The organism is Hydrogenophaga sp. T66, from assembly GCF_057219855.1.
Genome location: NZ_JBXVVX010000002.1, coordinates 403,325 through 417,525, shown reverse-complemented (window position 1 = coordinate 417,525; position 14,201 = coordinate 403,325). Strand labels below are relative to the sequence as shown.

Genomic DNA, 14,201 nt, shown 5'->3' with positions numbered 1-14,201 from the left:
GCGCGCGACACGGCCGGGCGGCGGCCGCGCGCCACAATGCCGCGCATGAGCACCGCCCTGCCCCTCGACGACGCATCCCCGCTGATCCTGGGCGCCGGACCGGCCGGGCTGGCAGTGGCCGCGGCGCTGCGCCAGCGTGGCGTGGCCAGCCGGGTGCTGGAGCAGGCCGGTGCCGTGGGCGCGTCGTGGCGCGGCCACTACGCACGGCTGCACCTGCACACCGTGAAGACCCATTCGGCCTTGCCGGGCCTGCCGTTTCCGGACGACGCGCCGCGCTACGTGTCGCGCCAGGGCGTGGTGGACTATCTGGAGCGCTACGCCGCGCACCACGGCCTGCAGCCCTTCACCGGCCAGCGCGTCACGCGCGTGGCGCGCGAGGGCGCGGCGTGGGCGGTGCACACCGCCGCGGGGCCGGTGTGGCGCGGGCCAGCCGTGGTGATCGCCACCGGGGCCAACCGCGTGCCGCGCGAGCCGTCGCTGCCGGGCGCGGCGGTGTTCGGCGGCGCGTTGCTGCACAGCCGCGCCTACCGCGACGCCTCGCCCTGGGCCGGTCGGCGCGTGCTGGTCGTGGGCATGGGCAACACCGGCGCGGAGATCGCGCTCGACCTCGCCGAGGGCGGCGCCGCGGTGACGCTGTCGGTCCGCTCGCCGGTCAACATCGTGCGCCGCGACGTGCTTGGCCGGCCCACGCAGCTGAGCTCCATCGCGCTGGCGCGCCTGCCGCCCGCGCTTGGCCACCGGCTGGCGCGCTGGCTGCGCGACTGGACGGTGGGCGACCTGAGCCGCTGGGGCCTGCGCCAGCCGGCCATGTCGCCGTTGCAGCAGCTGCGCGAAGACGGCAAGACGCCGGTGATCGACCTTGGCACGGTGGCTGCCATCCGCCGCGGCGCGATTGCCGTGCGTCCGGGCATCGCCACGCTCACCGCCACCGGCGTGCGCTTCACCGACGGCCGCGAGGACCCGTTCGACGCGGTGATTCTGGCCACCGGCTACGACGCGGCCCTGACCGAGCTCTTGCCCGACCTGCCGCTGGACCTGGACGCTCGCGGCATGCCGCGCGCGCCCGTCGGCAGCGGCCCGCTGGCCGGCCTGTGTTTCGTGGGCTTCGACGTGCGCCAGCCCGGTGGGTTGCTGCGCACCATCGGCCAGCAGGCCGAGGCGGTGGCGGCGCACCTGGCGCGGTCGCTGGTGGCGGCCGCCTGAGCCCGGCCCGACCCCGGCCACCGCCGGGGTGTCACTGCCCCGTCACGCGCGGGCCGCATCGTCCCGCGCATGGACCACCCCCTGCCCCTGTCTTTGTCGCGGCCCGCGCCGGTGGGCGTCTGGCTGCGGCTGGACGTGTGGCTGTTCCGGCGCCTGGGCGCGGGGACGGGCCCGGCTGCGTTGATGGCCGTGGCCCGCGCGGTCGCGCGGCACAGCCTCTGGGCGCTGCTGGCGCTGGTGCTGCTGGTGGCGGTGACGCGGCCCGGTGCTTGGGCGCTGGCCCTGGCCGCCCTGCTGCACGCCGGCCTGGCCCAGTGGGTGGCCAAACGCTGCGCGCGGCGCTGGACGGCCCAGCGCCCCTTCGCCCTGGGTCTGTGCCCGAACCACCTGGGTCACGCGGGCCGGGCCGGTTTTCCCAGCAGCCACGCGATCGTGATGGGCGCGGTGTGGGGCGCGCTGGCGCCGCACGCGGGCGATCCGCTGTCGGCCGCGATCGCCGCCGTCGCGCTGGCCACGGCTTGGGCGCGCGTGCACACCGGGGCCCACTTCGCGCTGGACGTGATCGTGGGTCTCGCGGTGGGCGCTGCCTGGGGCGGTCTGCTCGGCGCGTGGCCGCTTGACTAGGCGCCTGGACCGCGGCGGCTCAGCCCTCGACCTCGAACACCGTGCCCATGCCGCCGGCGTGGTGCTCCAGCACGTGGCAGTGCAGCATCCAGCGGCCCGGGTTGTCGGCCACGAAAGCGATGTCGAGCCGGTCCCCCGGGGCCATCAGCACCGTGTCGCGCCAGGGCGCGTCGGGCACCGGCGTGCCGTTGCGCGCCAGCACGCGGAAGTGGTGGCCGTGCAGGTGCATCGGGTGCCACCAGGCGGTGGCGTTGTCCAGCCGCAGCCGCACGCTGCGGCCCCGCGCGACGCGGAACTCGGGCGCGTGGTGGTGGGCGTGGTCGCCGACGTGGGCCTTCCCGTTCAGCGTCCAGGCCGGGTCGGCCTCGCGGGCGCCGGCGGCCCGGCGCTGGCGCCGCGCTTCGCGGGCCTCGGGCGGGTCGTCGGGCCAGCCCTGGCGGCTGCGCGCGCCGCCGCCGATGGCGATGGTGTGTTCGAGCGCCTGCGCCAGGTCGGGCTCGGGCAAGGGCTCAAACGCCGCCGGCCGCGGCGCCGGCCTGGCGCGGCGGCTGGAAGCGCCGTCCACCACGAAATGGCCCAGTGCCACGGGTTCGCGGCCGTTCGTGTCGGTCAGGGCGAATCGGCCCGGGGCATCGAGGTCGATGATCAGGTCCGCGCGCATGCCGGACCCGAGCAGCAGCTGTCCCTCCCAGGGCACGGCCTGCGAGGCCGGCACGCCGTCGCGCGCGATCAGCCAGCCGCGCAGCCCCGCGGGGATTTCCAGGCCGAAGATGCGGGCATTGGCCGCGTTGATCAGGCGCAGCCGCCAGCGCTGCCCGGTGCGCACCGGCCACTCGGGGGCCAGCGCCCCGTTGGCCGTGAGGCGCTGCCCGAGGCGCCCGGCGTGGGCCACGTCGTGGAAGCGGTAGAAGTCTTCGCTCACGCGGCCCTGCGCGTCCAGGCGCCAGTCGTCGAGCACGACCACGCGGTCTTCGTCCACCGGCGGCGGCGCGTCGTCCTCCACGATCAGCGCGCCGGCCAGGCCGCGTTCCACCTGCTCGGGCGTGCCGAGGTGCGGGTGGTACCAGAAGGTGCCGGCGTCGGGCAGCGCGAAGCGGTAGCGGAAGCGTTCGCCGGGCGCGACCGGCGCCTGCGTGAGGTGGGGCACGCCGTCCATCGCGTTGGGCAGGCGGATGCCATGCCAGTGGATGGTGGTGGCGTCGGGCAGGCGGTTGAGCAGCTCGATGTCGAGCACGTCGCGGCGGCGAAAGCGCAGGACCGGCCCGGGGGTGAGGCCGTCGTAGGCCCACACCGGCAGCGCGGTTTCGCCGGCCGCGGCGGCGGTGGCGGGCGCGGCGGTCAGCAGGCGGGGCGTCGCGTGGGGCGCGGCACCCGCGCGGGCGGCAGCGCCCAGCAGCGGAGCGCAGGCGAGGGTGGTCAGCAGGTCGCGTCGGCGCATGGTGGGGCAATCGTCGAAACACACACGGGCCGAAGGCTAGCGCGGCGCGGCCAACCCACGCCAGCGCCGGGCCTTGCGGCGCGTCCGCTCAGCCCTCAGCCCGGTCGCCGGGTCAGCCGTCGATGTCGAAGCGCAGGCCGGCGCGCTCGTGCAAACGCGCCACGAGCCGCAGCCCCATGGCCGCGCCGGGCGTCCACACGCCGCCGGGCGTGGCGCGGTGATCGATCTCGGTGAGCAGGCAGCGCGCGGCCTCGCTGATGAGTTTGCTGGTGGAGCCGTAGCCCGGGTCGCGGTCGCCGCGCACCACCGCGCGCAGGCGCCGGCCGTCGGCGGTCTCGCCGGTCAAGCGCAGCTCGTACCGGCCGCGCTCGCGCTGCTCGGCGGTGGGCCCCTCGCCGGGCGCGGGCAGCACGAAGCGGCGCACGAGCGCGCGCGTGGGCGCGAAGGCCAGCGCGAGGTTCTGCCAGCGGGTCTGTCGCGCCAGCGCGCGGGCGCGGCGCTCGCCCGCGGGGCCATCGCCGGTGGCCAGGCGCTCGCTGTAACGGAAGTCGGTGCCCCAGGGGTGGCCGCGCAGGAAGTGGGTGCGGTGCACGTTCTTCGTGTTGATCGGTGCCATCACGAACGGCGCGGTCCAGCCGCCGTCGAGTTCGTCGGCCAGCGCCACCGGGCCGTCGGCCGGCTGGCGCGGGCCGCGGAAGCCGGGGGTCAGTGCGAACGGATCGACCAGCGCGCGCCGCACCGCCGGGTCGCGGCCCGCGGCTTCCACCGAGGCCAGCAGGCTGGCGGCCGTGCCGCCGGAGAAGGTGCCCTTCATCACGGTCACGCGGGCGTTGACGCGCGTCAGCGGCGCGCCGAAGCGTTCCTGCGCGGCCTGCTGCAGAAAGACCACGCCGAGGTCGAAAGGGATCGAGTCGAAGCCGCAGGAGAACACCAGCCGCGCCCCGCTGGCCGCCGCCACCGGCTGCAGCACCGGGATCATGGCGGCCATCCACGCGGGCTCCCCGCACAGGTCGAGGTAGTCGGTGCCGGCGGCCGCGCACGCGCGGATCAGGGCCTCGCCGTGGCGCTGGTAGGGCCCGACGGTGGTGATCACCGCCCGGGTGCGGGCGGCCAGCGCGGCCATGGCGGCGGGGTCGGTGGCATCGGCCGCCAGCAGCGGCACCCCGTCGCCCAGGCCGAGCTCGTCGCGCACCTGCGCCAGTCGCGCGGCTTGCCGGCCGGCCAGCGCCCAGCGCAGCGGCGGGTTGTCGGCCTGGGTGCGGTGCAGGTATTCGGCCACCAGGCGGCCGGTGAAGCCGGTGGCGCCGAACACCACGAGGTCGAATTCGCGCGGGCTGGCGGGTTGCGTGGCGGTCATGGCGGATCGTGGGTGGGTGGGTGGTGTGGGTGTCAGGCCAGACCCGCGGCGCGCAGGCCGTCGCGCGTGGCGGCGCTGGCGGCGGCGAGGGCCTGGGCGTGGGTGGTGCCGTGTCGGGCGGCCAGCCGGGCGCTGGCCACGCCGCGGCTGCGGCAGAAGGCGTGGCAGCTGTGCTGGAACAGCAGGAGCTCGGCGCTCAGCCGGAAGGCCTTGTCGCGCGCCGAAAGGCCCTCGCCGTTGGCCGCCACGGTCGCGATGCCTTCGGCGTGCAGGCGCACGACCTGCCGGAAGTCGGCCGATGGCAGCGGCAGGCGGCTGGCCATCGGCAGCGCCAGCGGCAGTGTGGAGAAGCGGGTGTCCGCGGCCGGCAGCCCGGCCATGTCCTGCGCCAGCCGTTGCAGCTGGCCGGAGAGCACGGTCTCATGGCCGTCCATGACCAGCCACACCGCGCGGCGGCGTTCGGCGTCGTCCTCGCCGAGCGCGCGCAGGTAGCCCTCGGTGAGGGTTTCCAGCAGTTTTTCGATCTGGTAGGGCGCCAGCACCCGGCGCAGCAGCATCACGCGGCGGGCCTGATCCACCCGGGTCAGCACCAGCGCGCCGAGCGCGCCCATCATCATCCACACAGCAAAGTCCATGGGGCGATTGTCGGCGGCCGGCCATGGCCTCGCACCGCGCGGGGGTGGCTTTATTTTCACCAAGCAACCGCTTGCTAAAAATAAGGTGGTTTGCTATGGTTGCTGCATGACCGCTGCCGACGCTTCGCCCGCTCCTGCCGATGCCCCGGCCCGCCGCGCGCGCGGCCGGCCCCGCAAAACCGCGGGCGAGCGCGACGACGGCAACCGGCGCCAGCAGCTGCTGCGCGCAGCCGCGCGCCTGTTTCGCCTGCAGGGATTTGACGCCACCAGCACGCGCGACATCGCCGCCGCGGTGGGCATGCGTTCGGGTTCGCCCTTCTACCACTTCGAAAACAAGGAAGCCCTGCTGGCCGCGGTGATGGAAGAGGGCATGGAGCGCGCCCTGGCGCACCAGCGCGCGGCCATGGACGCGGCCGTGGCGGCTGCCCCGGCGCCGCTGGGTGCGCGCGACTGCCTGCGGGTGCTGGTGCGCAGCCACTTCGACAACCTGCTCGGGCCCGAGAGCGACCACATCCCGGTGATGCTGTACGAGTGGCGCGTGCTGTCGGACGCCCAGAAGCGCGCGGTCAACCGGCTGAAGGACGAGTACGAGGCGGTGTGGGTCCCGGTGCTGGCGGCGCTGCACCGGGCGGGCGCGTTGCGGGGCGACCCGCGCGTGGCGCGCCTCATGCTGTTCGGCGCACTCAACTGGTCCGCCCAGTGGTACGTGCCGAACGGCCGGTCGTCGCTGGACGACCTCACCGACACCGCGATGCAGCTGTTTCTGAAGGACGCGCCATGACCGCCCGCTACCGCTCTGTGTTCCGGCCCGGCCTGCTGACCGGCCAGGTGATCGTCGTCACCGGGGGAGGATCCGGGATTGGCCGCTGCACGGCGCACGAACTCGCCTCGCTGGGCGCGCACGTGGTGCTGGTGGGGCGCAACCTGGAAAAGTTGCAGACGGTGGCGGAAGAAATCGTGGTCGACGGCGGCTGCGCCAGCTTCCACGCCACCGACATTCGCGACGAGGCCGCGGTGCGCGCGCTGGTGACCGCCATCATCGTCACCCACGGGCGCATCCACGGGCTGGTCAACAACGCCGGCGGCCAGTACATCAGCCCGCTGGAAAAGATCTCGGCCAAGGGCTGGCAGGCCGTGATCGACACCAACCTCACCGGCGGCTTTCTGGTGGCGCGCGAGTGCTACCTGCAGAGCATGCAGGAACACGGCGGCTCGATCGTCAACATCGTGGCCGACATGTGGGGCAGCATGCCGGGCATGGGCCACAGCGGCGCGGCGCGCGCGGGCATGGTGAGCTTCACCGAAACCGCGGCGCTGGAATGGGCGAAAGCCGGCGTGCGGGTGAACGCGGTGGCGCCGGGCTACATCGCCTCCAGCGGCATGGACCATTACCCGCCCGAGGCCGGCCCCATGCTGCGCGAGATGCGCGAGACCGTGCCCCTGGGGCGCTTCGGCAACGAGGCCGAGACCAGCGCGGCGATTGCCTTCCTGCTCTCGCCCGCGGCCAGCTTCATCAGCGGCAGCGTGCTGCGGGTGGACGGCGCGCGGCCGCAGGTGCGGCTGGGTTGGGGCGACATCGCGGCGCCCGCCGAGGCCCAGCAGCGCGATGCGGTGAAGCCCTTCGACGGGTTTCACCGCTATGTCACGCCGAAGGTGTTCCAGTCATGAGCTTCGTCTCTGCCTTCAACCCCCACGGCGAGGCCGCGCAGGCGCGCCGCGCCGCGATGCTGGAGCGCATCGCGCAGTTGCGCGCCCTGGAGGCACGCGCCGCGGCGGCATCGGCCCTGAGCAAGCCGGTGTTCGACAAGCGCGGCCAGTTGCTGCCCCGCGAGCGGATCGCACTCCTGATCGACCCTGGCGCGCCATGGCTGCCTTTGTGCGGTCTCGCCGGTTTCCTGCAAGACACGCCCGATGCCGAGCAGAGCGTGCCCGGCGGGGGCGTGGTCGCGGGCATCGGCTTCATCGCCGGTGTTCGCTGCATGGTGGTGGCCAGCGACTCGGGCATTGAGGCGGGCGCCATCCAGCCACGCGGGCTGGAGAAGATCCTGCGCGTGCAGGACATCGCGCTGGAGAACCGTCTGCCGTTCGTGCACCTGGTGGAGAGCGCCGGTGCCAACCTCACGAAGTACAAGGTCGAAGGCTTCGTGCACGGCGGTGCCTTGTTCCGCAACCTCGCGCGGCACTCGGCGGCGGGCCTGCCGGTGATCACCGTGCAACACGGCTCGGGCACCGCGGGCGGGGCCTACATGCCGGGGCTGAGCGACGTGGTGGTGATGGTGCGCGGTCGCTCGCGCGCCTTCCTCGCCGGACCACCGCTGCTCAAGGCGGCCACCGGAGAAATCGCCACCGAAGAGGAACTCGGCGGCGCCGAGATGCACACCACCGTCTCGGGCCTGGGCGAGTACCTCGCCGAGGACGACCGCGAGGCGCTGGGCATCGCGCGGCGCATCGTCGATCAGCTGAGGGACGGTTTCGTGCGCCACGCGGCGCCGGCCTTCACTGAGCCGCTGCTCCCGGCCGATGACCTGCTGGCCCTGATGCCCACGCACCACCGCGAGCCGGTGGACATGCGAGAGGTGATGGCGCGACTGACCGACGGCTCGGCGCTGCTGGAGTTCAAGCCACTCTACGGCGCCGCCACGCTGTGCGTGCAGGCGCGTATCGGTGGCCACGCGGTCGGCCTGATCAGCAACAACGGGCCGATCGACGTGGCCGGCGCCAACAAGGCGACGCATTTCATCCAGTGGATGTGCCAGCTTGGCCACCCGCTCATCTACCTGCAGAACACCACCGGCTACATGGTCGGCAAGGACAGCGAGCAGGCCGGCATGATCAAGCACGGCAGCAAGATGATCCAGGCCGTGACCGGCGCCACCGTGCCGCAGATCACCATCCAGTGCGGCGCGTCTTTTGGCGCCGGCAACTACGGCATGTGCGGGCGTGGCTTTGATCCTCGCTTCCTGTTCAGCTGGCCACAGGCCCGCACGGCGGTCATGGGCGGAGAGCAGGCGGCGCGCACCATGCAGATCGTGGCCGAGGCCGGCTACGCCCGCAAAGGCATCACGCCCGACCCGGCGCAGATGCAGCGGCAGTACGACCAGATCGTGCGGGTGTTCGAGAGCCAGGCCGACGCTTTCCACACCAGCGGTCTGGTGCTCGACGACGGCGTGATCGACCCGCGCGACACGCGCGCCGTGCTGATGTTCTGCCTAGACACCTGCGCCGAAGCCGCGGCGCGAAGCCCTCGGCCGCTGCCCTTCGGCGTGGCCCGCATGTAGACCCATTCACCCGGAGACAGGCCATGCAATTCACCCACGAACACCGCGAGATCCAGAAGACGCTCAAGCGTTTTATTGACGACCACATCAATCCCCATGTGGATGAGTGGGAGGCGGCCGAGATGTTTCCCGCCCATGAGGTCTTCAAGGGCCTTGGCCGGCTCGGGCTGCTGGGCCTGACCAAGCCCGAGGCCCACGGGGGCGCCGGGCTCGACTACAGCTACAGCGTGGCCATGGCCGAGACGCTGGGACACATCCACTGCGGCGGCGTGCCCATGGCCATCGGCGTGCAGACCGACATGGCCACGCCGGCGCTGGCGCGTTTTGGCAGCGAGGAACTCCAGCGCGAATTCCTCGCGCCCGCGATCGCGGGCGACGCGGTCGCCTGCATCGGGGTGAGCGAGCCCGCGGCGGGCAGCGACGTGGCCGGCATCAAGACCTTCGCCCGCAAGGACGGCGACGACTACGTCATCACCGGCCAGAAGATGTGGATCACCAACAGCCTGCAGGCGGACTGGATGTGCATGCTGGTCAACACCAGCGAAGGACCGGCCCACAAGAACAAGAGCCTGGTGATGGTGCCGCTGCGCGAGAACGGCAAGCCGGTCAAGGGTTTCGAGGTGGGCAAGAAGATCCGCAAGATCGGCATGCACAGCAGCGACACCGGCCTGCTGTACTTCGACGAGGTGCGCGTGCCGCAGCGCTACCGCATCGGCGAGGAAGGCGCGGGTTTCATCTATCAGATGCAGCAGTTCCAGGAGGAGCGGCTGTGGGCGGCGGCGAGCTGCATCCAGAGCCTGACGAACTGCATCGACTGGACCATCGAATGGGCGCAGGAGCGCAAGCTGTTCGGCAGCACGCTGGCCGACCAGCAGTGGGTGCAGTTCAAGCTGGCCGAACTCAAGACCGAGGTCGAGAGCCTGCGCGCGCTCACCTACCAGGCCTGTGAGCACTACATCGCGGGCGCCGACGTGACCGAGTGGGCCACGATGGCCAAGCTCAAGGCCGGACGCCTGAACCGGATCGTGCCCGACACCTGCCTGCAGTTCTGGGGCGGCATGGGCTTCACGCTGGAGAACAAGGTCTCGCGCATGTACCGCGACGGTCGTCTGGCTTCCATCGGCGGCGGGGCCGACGAGGTGATGCTGGGCATCCTGACCAAGATCATGGGGGTCAGGAAGGTATCCCCCCTGCGCGGCTGACGCCGCTTCCCCCCGGAGGGGGGACGTCGTCTTGGACCGGCACAGCCGAATCCTCGCCGACCGCTGGACCCCACCCTTCGCGCCGGACGCTGTCGCGGACTAGGAGCAAATGCATGAGCCACCCATTCACCGTGGATCGAGACGGCGACACGGAAACCTGGACGTTGAACGACCCGGCCAGTCGCAATGCGCTGAGCGATGCCATGGTGCTGGGCCTGGCCGAGGCCTGTGTGCGGGCGCGGCAGGATCGTGGGTTGCGCTTTGTGGTGCTCACAGGCGCGCCCGGGGCGTTCAGCGCCGGCGGCAGTCTGGGCGGCTTCGCCAGCGCGATTGGCCAGCCGCTGCCGCCCGGCGCCGACGATCCGCTGGTGACCATGAACCGCGCCTTCGGCGATGTGCTGCACGCGCTGTGCGACCTGCCGCAGCTGCTGCTGTGCGCGGTCGATGGCGCGGCCATGGGGGGCGGTTTCGGTCTCGTGTGCTGCGCGGACCATGTGATCGCCACCGAGCGCTCGGTGTTCGGCACGCCCGAGGTCACGCTGGGCCTGCCACCGGCGCAGATCGCTCCGTTCGTGTGGATGCGACTGGGCGACGCCGCGGCCCGCCAGTGTTTGTTGCAGGGGTTGAGCTTTCGCGCTGAGGCGGCCATGAAGCTCGGCCTGGTGGACGAGGTGGCCGACGACGGCACCTTGTCCACGGTGTTGCAGGAGCGCCTGCAGCGCCTGCGCCGCAGCGCCCCCGGAGCCGTCGACAGCACCAAGCGGCTGTTGCAGCGGCTGCGCGGCGATCCGCCCGACCTGCGGGACGCCGCCGCGGCCGCCTTCGCGGCCGCGCTGCGCGGTCCCGAGGCGGCGGCGGGCTTGGCGGCGTTCGCCAAGAAGCAACCCGCACCGTGGGTGGATCGGTCATGAAGCGTCTCCTGATCGCAAACCGCGGCGAGATCGCGCGCCGCATCATCCGCACCGCGCACCGGCTGGGCATCGCCACCGTCGCGGTGCACAGCGAGCCCGACGCGCGCGCGCTGCACGTGCGCGAGGCCACCGCCGCGGTGTCGCTGGGTGGTGCGAGCGCGGCCGACTCCTACCTGCGCATCGACCAACTCATCGCCGCCGCGCGGACGAGCGGCGCCGACGCGGTGCACCCCGGCTATGGATTCCTGAGCGAGAACGCCGATTTCGCGCAGGCGGTGATCGACGCCGGCCTGATCTGGGTGGGGCCGCCGCCGGCCGCGATCCGCGCCCTGGGCAGCAAGTCGGCCGCCAAGGCGCTCGCCCAGCAGCACGGCGTGCCGGTGCTGCCGGGGTACTTCGGGGCCGACCAGAGCGACGCCACCTTCGCCGCCGAGGCCGTGCGCATCGGCTACCCGGTGATGGTGAAGGCGGTGGCAGGCGGCGGCGGGCGCGGCATGCGCCTCGTCGGCGAGGCCGCGCAGCTGCCCGCTGCGCTGGCCAGCGCCCGCGCCGAGGCGCTGGCCGGCTTTGGGAACGCCGATCTGCTCATCGAGCGCGCCGTGCTGCGCCCGCGTCATGTGGAGGTTCAGGTGTTCTGCGACGCCCACGGCCGCGGCATTCACCTCGGTGAGCGCGATTGCTCGGTGCAACGCCGGCACCAGAAGATCATCGAGGAGGCTCCGAGCCCGGCGGTGTCACCGGCCCTGCGCGAACGCCTCGGCGCCGCCGCGGTGGCGCTGGCGCAGGCCGCGGGCTACCAGGGCGCGGGCACGGTGGAGTTCCTGCTCGACGGCGACCGGTTCTATTTGATGGAGATGAACACGCGGCTGCAGGTGGAGCATCCGGTGACCGAAATGCTGACCGGCCTGGATCTCGTCGAATGGCAGATCCGCGTGGCGCGGGGCGAGCCCCTGCCGCTGGCGCAAGACCAGGTGGCGCTGCACGGCCACGCCATCGAGGTGCGCCTGTGCGCGGAGGACGAACGCTTCACGCCACACACCGGCACCGTGCGCGCCTTCATCGAGCCGCCGCGGCACGCGGGCCTGCGCTTCGACCACGCCATCGAGGTGGGGGCCGTGGTGACGCCGCACTACGACGCCATGCTGGGCAAGCTGATCGCGCAGGCGCCCGACCGCCCGCAGGCCATCGCGCAACTGGCGCACGCGCTCGACGCCACCGTGCTGCTGGGCCTGCCCACCAACCGCGGCTTCCTGGCGGCCTGCCTGCGTCACCCGGTGTTCGGCGCGGGCGGGGCCTTGATTCCCTTTCTGGCCGACCACGGCGACGCGCTGCGTGAAGCGCTCCAGCCGCCCGCCGACGCCGTGCTGGCCGGCGTGCTGGCGTCGGCTTACCCACAGGGCGGCGCCCGCAGCCTGCCCGGCCCGTTCGCCCGCCCGCTGCGCTGGCGGCACGGCGATGCGGTGCTCGACCTCGCGGTGCTGGAGGTGGGGCAGGGCGCGTTGCGCATCGCGCAGGGCGCGCGTGTCCACGAGGCGGTGGTCGAGCCGGGCTGCGTCGTGATCGACGGCACCGCGCACGCCGTGCACGCGACCGCGCTGGGCGACGGCGCCTGGCAGGCACAGGTGGGGCCGCACACCCTCACCTTGCACGACCTGGGTTTCGCCCCGCGCGAGCGCGCCGATGCCGCCAGCGCCGCGCGCGAGCTGCGCGCGCCCTTCAACGGCAAGCTCGTGGCGGTGCACACGCAGCCGGGCGCGCGCGTGGCCAAGGGCGACGCGCTGCTCGCCATCGAGAGCATGAAGATCGAACACCAGATCGCCGCCCCCCGCGATGGCGTGGTGGCCGCCATTCCGGTGGAACCTGGTCAGCAGGTTGCGCCCGGTCAGCTGCTCATCACCTTCGCCGCGGAGGCCCCCGCATGAACTGGACGCCCGAGGACACCACCGCCCTGCTCGACACGGTGGAGCGCTTTGCGCGCGAAGCCCTGGTGCCGCACGTGAACGACTGGGACGCGCAGGCCGGCTTCCCCCGCGAGGTGTACCGACAGGCCGCGGCCATTGGCCTGCTCGGCCTCGGCTACCCCGAGCACCTGGGCGGTACGCCCGCGCCCTGGCGCGCGCGCAACGCGGTGTCGCAGCGGTTGGCGCGGCGCACCGCCAGCGGCGGCCTGCTGGCCAGCCTGTTCAGCCACAACATCGGCCTGCCACCGATCCTGAAGCACGGTGCGCCCGAGCTGCAGGCCGAGATCATTCCGCCCGTGCTGCGCGGTGAGCGCATCGCGGCGCTGGGCATCACCGAGCCCGGCGGTGGCAGCGACGTGGCCAGCCTGCGCACCACCGCGCGGCGCGACGGTGGCGACTACGTGATCGACGGCGAGAAGACCTTCATCACCTCCGGCGTGCGTTGCGACTGGATCACGCTCGCGGTGAGAACGGATGCGGCAAACAAAAGCGCGGGTGGCATCAGTCTCATCGCCGTGCCTTGCGATGCGAAAGGCATGGAACGCACCGCGCTGCACAAGATGGGCTGGCACGCCAGCGACACCGGCCACCTGCGCTTCGACGGTGTGCGCGTGCCGGCCCGATACCTGATCGGCGAAGAGCACAAGGGCTTTCGCCTGATCATGGGCAACTTCAACGGCGAGCGGCTGGCCATGAGCGCGCTGGCGCTGGGCTTTGCCGAGGCCTGCTTGGAGGAGGCCCTGGCCTGGGCGCGCGCGCGCAAGACCTTCGGCGCTGCGCTGGTCGAGCACCAGGCCATCCGCCACAAGCTCATGGACATGCGCATGCGCATCGCCTCCACGCAGCATTGGGTCGACGCGCTGGGCGACCGCATCGACACGGGCGACGAAGGGCCGGACTGGGTGAGCGAGGTGTGCCTGCTCAAAAACCACAGCACCCAAGCCATGCAGGCCAACGCCGACGCGGCGGTGCAGATCCTGGGCGGCATGGGCTACATGCGCGGCACCGCCAGCGAGCGCATCTACCGCGAGGTCAAGGTCATGATGATCGGCGGCGGTGCCGAGGAGATCATGAAGGACCTCGCTGCCCGACAATGCGGCCTATGAGCAAACCGCCCGCCACCGACACCCCCGCGGCTTTCGAGCCGGCGTTCATCGCCGGCCTGAAGGCCATCTTTGAGGAAAAGATCGTCTTCAACCAGGTGCTGGGCCTGAAGATCACCGATCTCGCGCCCGACCGTGTGGCGGGGCGGATCGACATGCGGCACGAACTCATCGGCCATTACGCCCACAACCGCGTGCACGGCGGGGTGATCAGCGCCAGCCTCGATGCCATGGGCGGCCTGGCGGTGATGGCCGCCATCGGTGCGCGGCACATGGACGAAACACCCGACCAGCGCCTGCACCGTTTCGGCAAACTCGGCACCATCGACCTGCGCATTGACTACCTGCGCCCAGGCATCGGGGATCACTTTCTGCTCAGCGCTGAGGTGTTGCGGCTGGGCTCGCGCGTGGCCACCACGCGCATGAGTTTCTGCGCCGCCGACGGCAAGCTGCTGTCCAGCGGCGCCGGCGCCTACATCGTCTCCTGAG

Annotated in this window: 13 protein-coding genes; 10 read left to right on the top strand and 3 right to left on the bottom strand. The window is 72.5% G+C overall.

The annotated features are described in order from the left end of the window. Positions 1-45 precede the first annotated feature (45 nt). Both AC2D80_RS10950 and AC2D80_RS10945 read left to right on the top strand, forming a co-directional pair. Positions 46-1,203 (top strand): flavin-containing monooxygenase, encoded by a 1,158-nt coding sequence (locus AC2D80_RS10950; RefSeq protein WP_484633050.1) that lies wholly within the window; start codon positions 46-48, stop codon positions 1,201-1,203. 69 nt (positions 1,204-1,272) lie between these two features. Then, positions 1,273-1,827 carry a phosphatase PAP2 family protein gene (locus AC2D80_RS10945; protein WP_484633049.1) on the top strand — a complete coding sequence of 185 codons (555 nt, stop codon included), beginning with the start codon at positions 1,273-1,275 and terminating at the stop codon, positions 1,825-1,827. A 19-nt stretch (positions 1,828-1,846) separates the two neighbouring features. Here the strand turns inward: AC2D80_RS10945 and AC2D80_RS10940 are convergent, their stop codons facing one another. The 3 genes from AC2D80_RS10940 to AC2D80_RS10930 all read right to left on the bottom strand — a co-directional run bounded on the left by AC2D80_RS10940 (position 1,847) and on the right by AC2D80_RS10930 (position 5,257). Next, positions 1,847-3,265 carry a multicopper oxidase family protein gene (locus tag AC2D80_RS10940; protein ID WP_484633048.1) on the bottom strand — a complete coding sequence of 473 codons (1,419 nt, stop codon included), beginning with the start codon at positions 3,263-3,265 and terminating at the stop codon, positions 1,847-1,849. A 112-nt stretch (positions 3,266-3,377) separates the two neighbouring features. Beyond that, the gene (locus tag AC2D80_RS10935) at positions 3,378-4,622 is read right to left on the bottom strand and encodes a saccharopine dehydrogenase family protein (protein WP_484633047.1); all 1,245 of its coding nucleotides are present in this window, start codon (positions 4,620-4,622) and stop codon (positions 3,378-3,380) included. 32 nt (positions 4,623-4,654) lie between these two features. Beyond that, the gene (locus tag AC2D80_RS10930) at positions 4,655-5,257 is read right to left on the bottom strand and encodes a hypothetical protein (protein ID WP_484633046.1); all 603 of its coding nucleotides are present in this window, start codon (positions 5,255-5,257) and stop codon (positions 4,655-4,657) included. A gap of 106 nt (positions 5,258-5,363) precedes the next feature. On the opposite strand from AC2D80_RS10930, the gene AC2D80_RS10925 reads away from it, so the two are divergent. The 8 genes from AC2D80_RS10925 (at position 5,364) to AC2D80_RS10890 (ending at position 14,200) form a co-directional block, all read left to right on the top strand. After that, positions 5,364-6,038 (top strand): TetR/AcrR family transcriptional regulator, encoded by a 675-nt coding sequence (locus AC2D80_RS10925; RefSeq protein WP_484633045.1) that lies wholly within the window; start codon positions 5,364-5,366, stop codon positions 6,036-6,038. Beyond that, on the top strand, positions 6,035-6,925 hold the full coding sequence (locus tag AC2D80_RS10920; protein ID WP_484633044.1) for an SDR family oxidoreductase: 891 nt from the start codon (positions 6,035-6,037) through the stop codon (positions 6,923-6,925). The genes AC2D80_RS10925 and AC2D80_RS10920 overlap by 4 nt, the downstream gene beginning before the upstream one ends. Beyond that, positions 6,922-8,535 carry an acyl-CoA carboxylase subunit beta gene (locus AC2D80_RS10915; RefSeq protein WP_484633043.1) on the top strand — a complete coding sequence of 538 codons (1,614 nt, stop codon included), beginning with the start codon at positions 6,922-6,924 and terminating at the stop codon, positions 8,533-8,535. The genes AC2D80_RS10920 and AC2D80_RS10915 overlap by 4 nt, the downstream gene beginning before the upstream one ends. A gap of 23 nt (positions 8,536-8,558) precedes the next feature. Further along, a complete protein-coding gene (locus tag AC2D80_RS10910) occupies positions 8,559-9,737 on the top strand; it encodes an acyl-CoA dehydrogenase family protein (protein ID WP_484633042.1) in 1,179 nt (392 codons plus the stop codon). A 113-nt stretch (positions 9,738-9,850) separates the two neighbouring features. Continuing rightward, on the top strand, positions 9,851-10,648 hold the full coding sequence (locus AC2D80_RS10905) for an enoyl-CoA hydratase/isomerase family protein (protein WP_484633041.1): 798 nt from the start codon (positions 9,851-9,853) through the stop codon (positions 10,646-10,648). Continuing rightward, positions 10,645-12,570, top strand: coding sequence for an acetyl/propionyl/methylcrotonyl-CoA carboxylase subunit alpha (locus AC2D80_RS10900; RefSeq protein WP_484633040.1), 1,926 nt, complete (start codon positions 10,645-10,647; stop codon positions 12,568-12,570). The genes AC2D80_RS10905 and AC2D80_RS10900 overlap by 4 nt, the downstream gene beginning before the upstream one ends. Continuing rightward, on the top strand, positions 12,567-13,715 hold the full coding sequence (locus AC2D80_RS10895; protein ID WP_484633039.1) for an acyl-CoA dehydrogenase family protein: 1,149 nt from the start codon (positions 12,567-12,569) through the stop codon (positions 13,713-13,715). Before AC2D80_RS10900 ends, AC2D80_RS10895 begins: the two co-directional genes overlap by 4 nt. Further along, entirely contained in the window at positions 13,712-14,200 is a 489-nt protein-coding gene (locus AC2D80_RS10890; protein ID WP_484633038.1) for a thioesterase family protein, read from the top strand. Before AC2D80_RS10895 ends, AC2D80_RS10890 begins: the two co-directional genes overlap by 4 nt. The last annotated feature ends 1 nt before the right edge of the window (position 14,201 follow it).

What these genes read in the sequence shown, in the direction of transcription:
- AC2D80_RS10950 (WP_484633050.1), top strand. Translation starts at nt 46, where the DNA reads ATGAGCACCGCCCTGCCCCTCGACGACGCATCCCCGCTGATCCTGGGC.
- AC2D80_RS10945 (WP_484633049.1), top strand. Translation starts at nt 1,273, where the DNA reads ATGGACCACCCCCTGCCCCTGTCTTTGTCGCGGCCCGCGCCGGTGGGC.
- AC2D80_RS10940 (WP_484633048.1), bottom strand. Translation starts at nt 3,265, where the DNA reads ATGCGCCGACGCGACCTGCTGACCACCCTCGCCTGCGCTCCGCTGCTG.
- AC2D80_RS10935 (WP_484633047.1), bottom strand. Translation starts at nt 4,622, where the DNA reads ATGACCGCCACGCAACCCGCCAGCCCGCGCGAATTCGACCTCGTGGTG.
- AC2D80_RS10930 (WP_484633046.1), bottom strand. Translation starts at nt 5,257, where the DNA reads ATGGACTTTGCTGTGTGGATGATGATGGGCGCGCTCGGCGCGCTGGTG.
- AC2D80_RS10925 (WP_484633045.1), top strand. Translation starts at nt 5,364, where the DNA reads ATGACCGCTGCCGACGCTTCGCCCGCTCCTGCCGATGCCCCGGCCCGC.
- AC2D80_RS10920 (WP_484633044.1), top strand. Translation starts at nt 6,035, where the DNA reads ATGACCGCCCGCTACCGCTCTGTGTTCCGGCCCGGCCTGCTGACCGGC.
- AC2D80_RS10915 (WP_484633043.1), top strand. Translation starts at nt 6,922, where the DNA reads ATGAGCTTCGTCTCTGCCTTCAACCCCCACGGCGAGGCCGCGCAGGCG.
- AC2D80_RS10910 (WP_484633042.1), top strand. Translation starts at nt 8,559, where the DNA reads ATGCAATTCACCCACGAACACCGCGAGATCCAGAAGACGCTCAAGCGT.
- AC2D80_RS10905 (WP_484633041.1), top strand. Translation starts at nt 9,851, where the DNA reads ATGAGCCACCCATTCACCGTGGATCGAGACGGCGACACGGAAACCTGG.
- AC2D80_RS10900 (WP_484633040.1), top strand. Translation starts at nt 10,645, where the DNA reads ATGAAGCGTCTCCTGATCGCAAACCGCGGCGAGATCGCGCGCCGCATC.
- AC2D80_RS10895 (WP_484633039.1), top strand. Translation starts at nt 12,567, where the DNA reads ATGAACTGGACGCCCGAGGACACCACCGCCCTGCTCGACACGGTGGAG.
- AC2D80_RS10890 (WP_484633038.1), top strand. Translation starts at nt 13,712, where the DNA reads ATGAGCAAACCGCCCGCCACCGACACCCCCGCGGCTTTCGAGCCGGCG.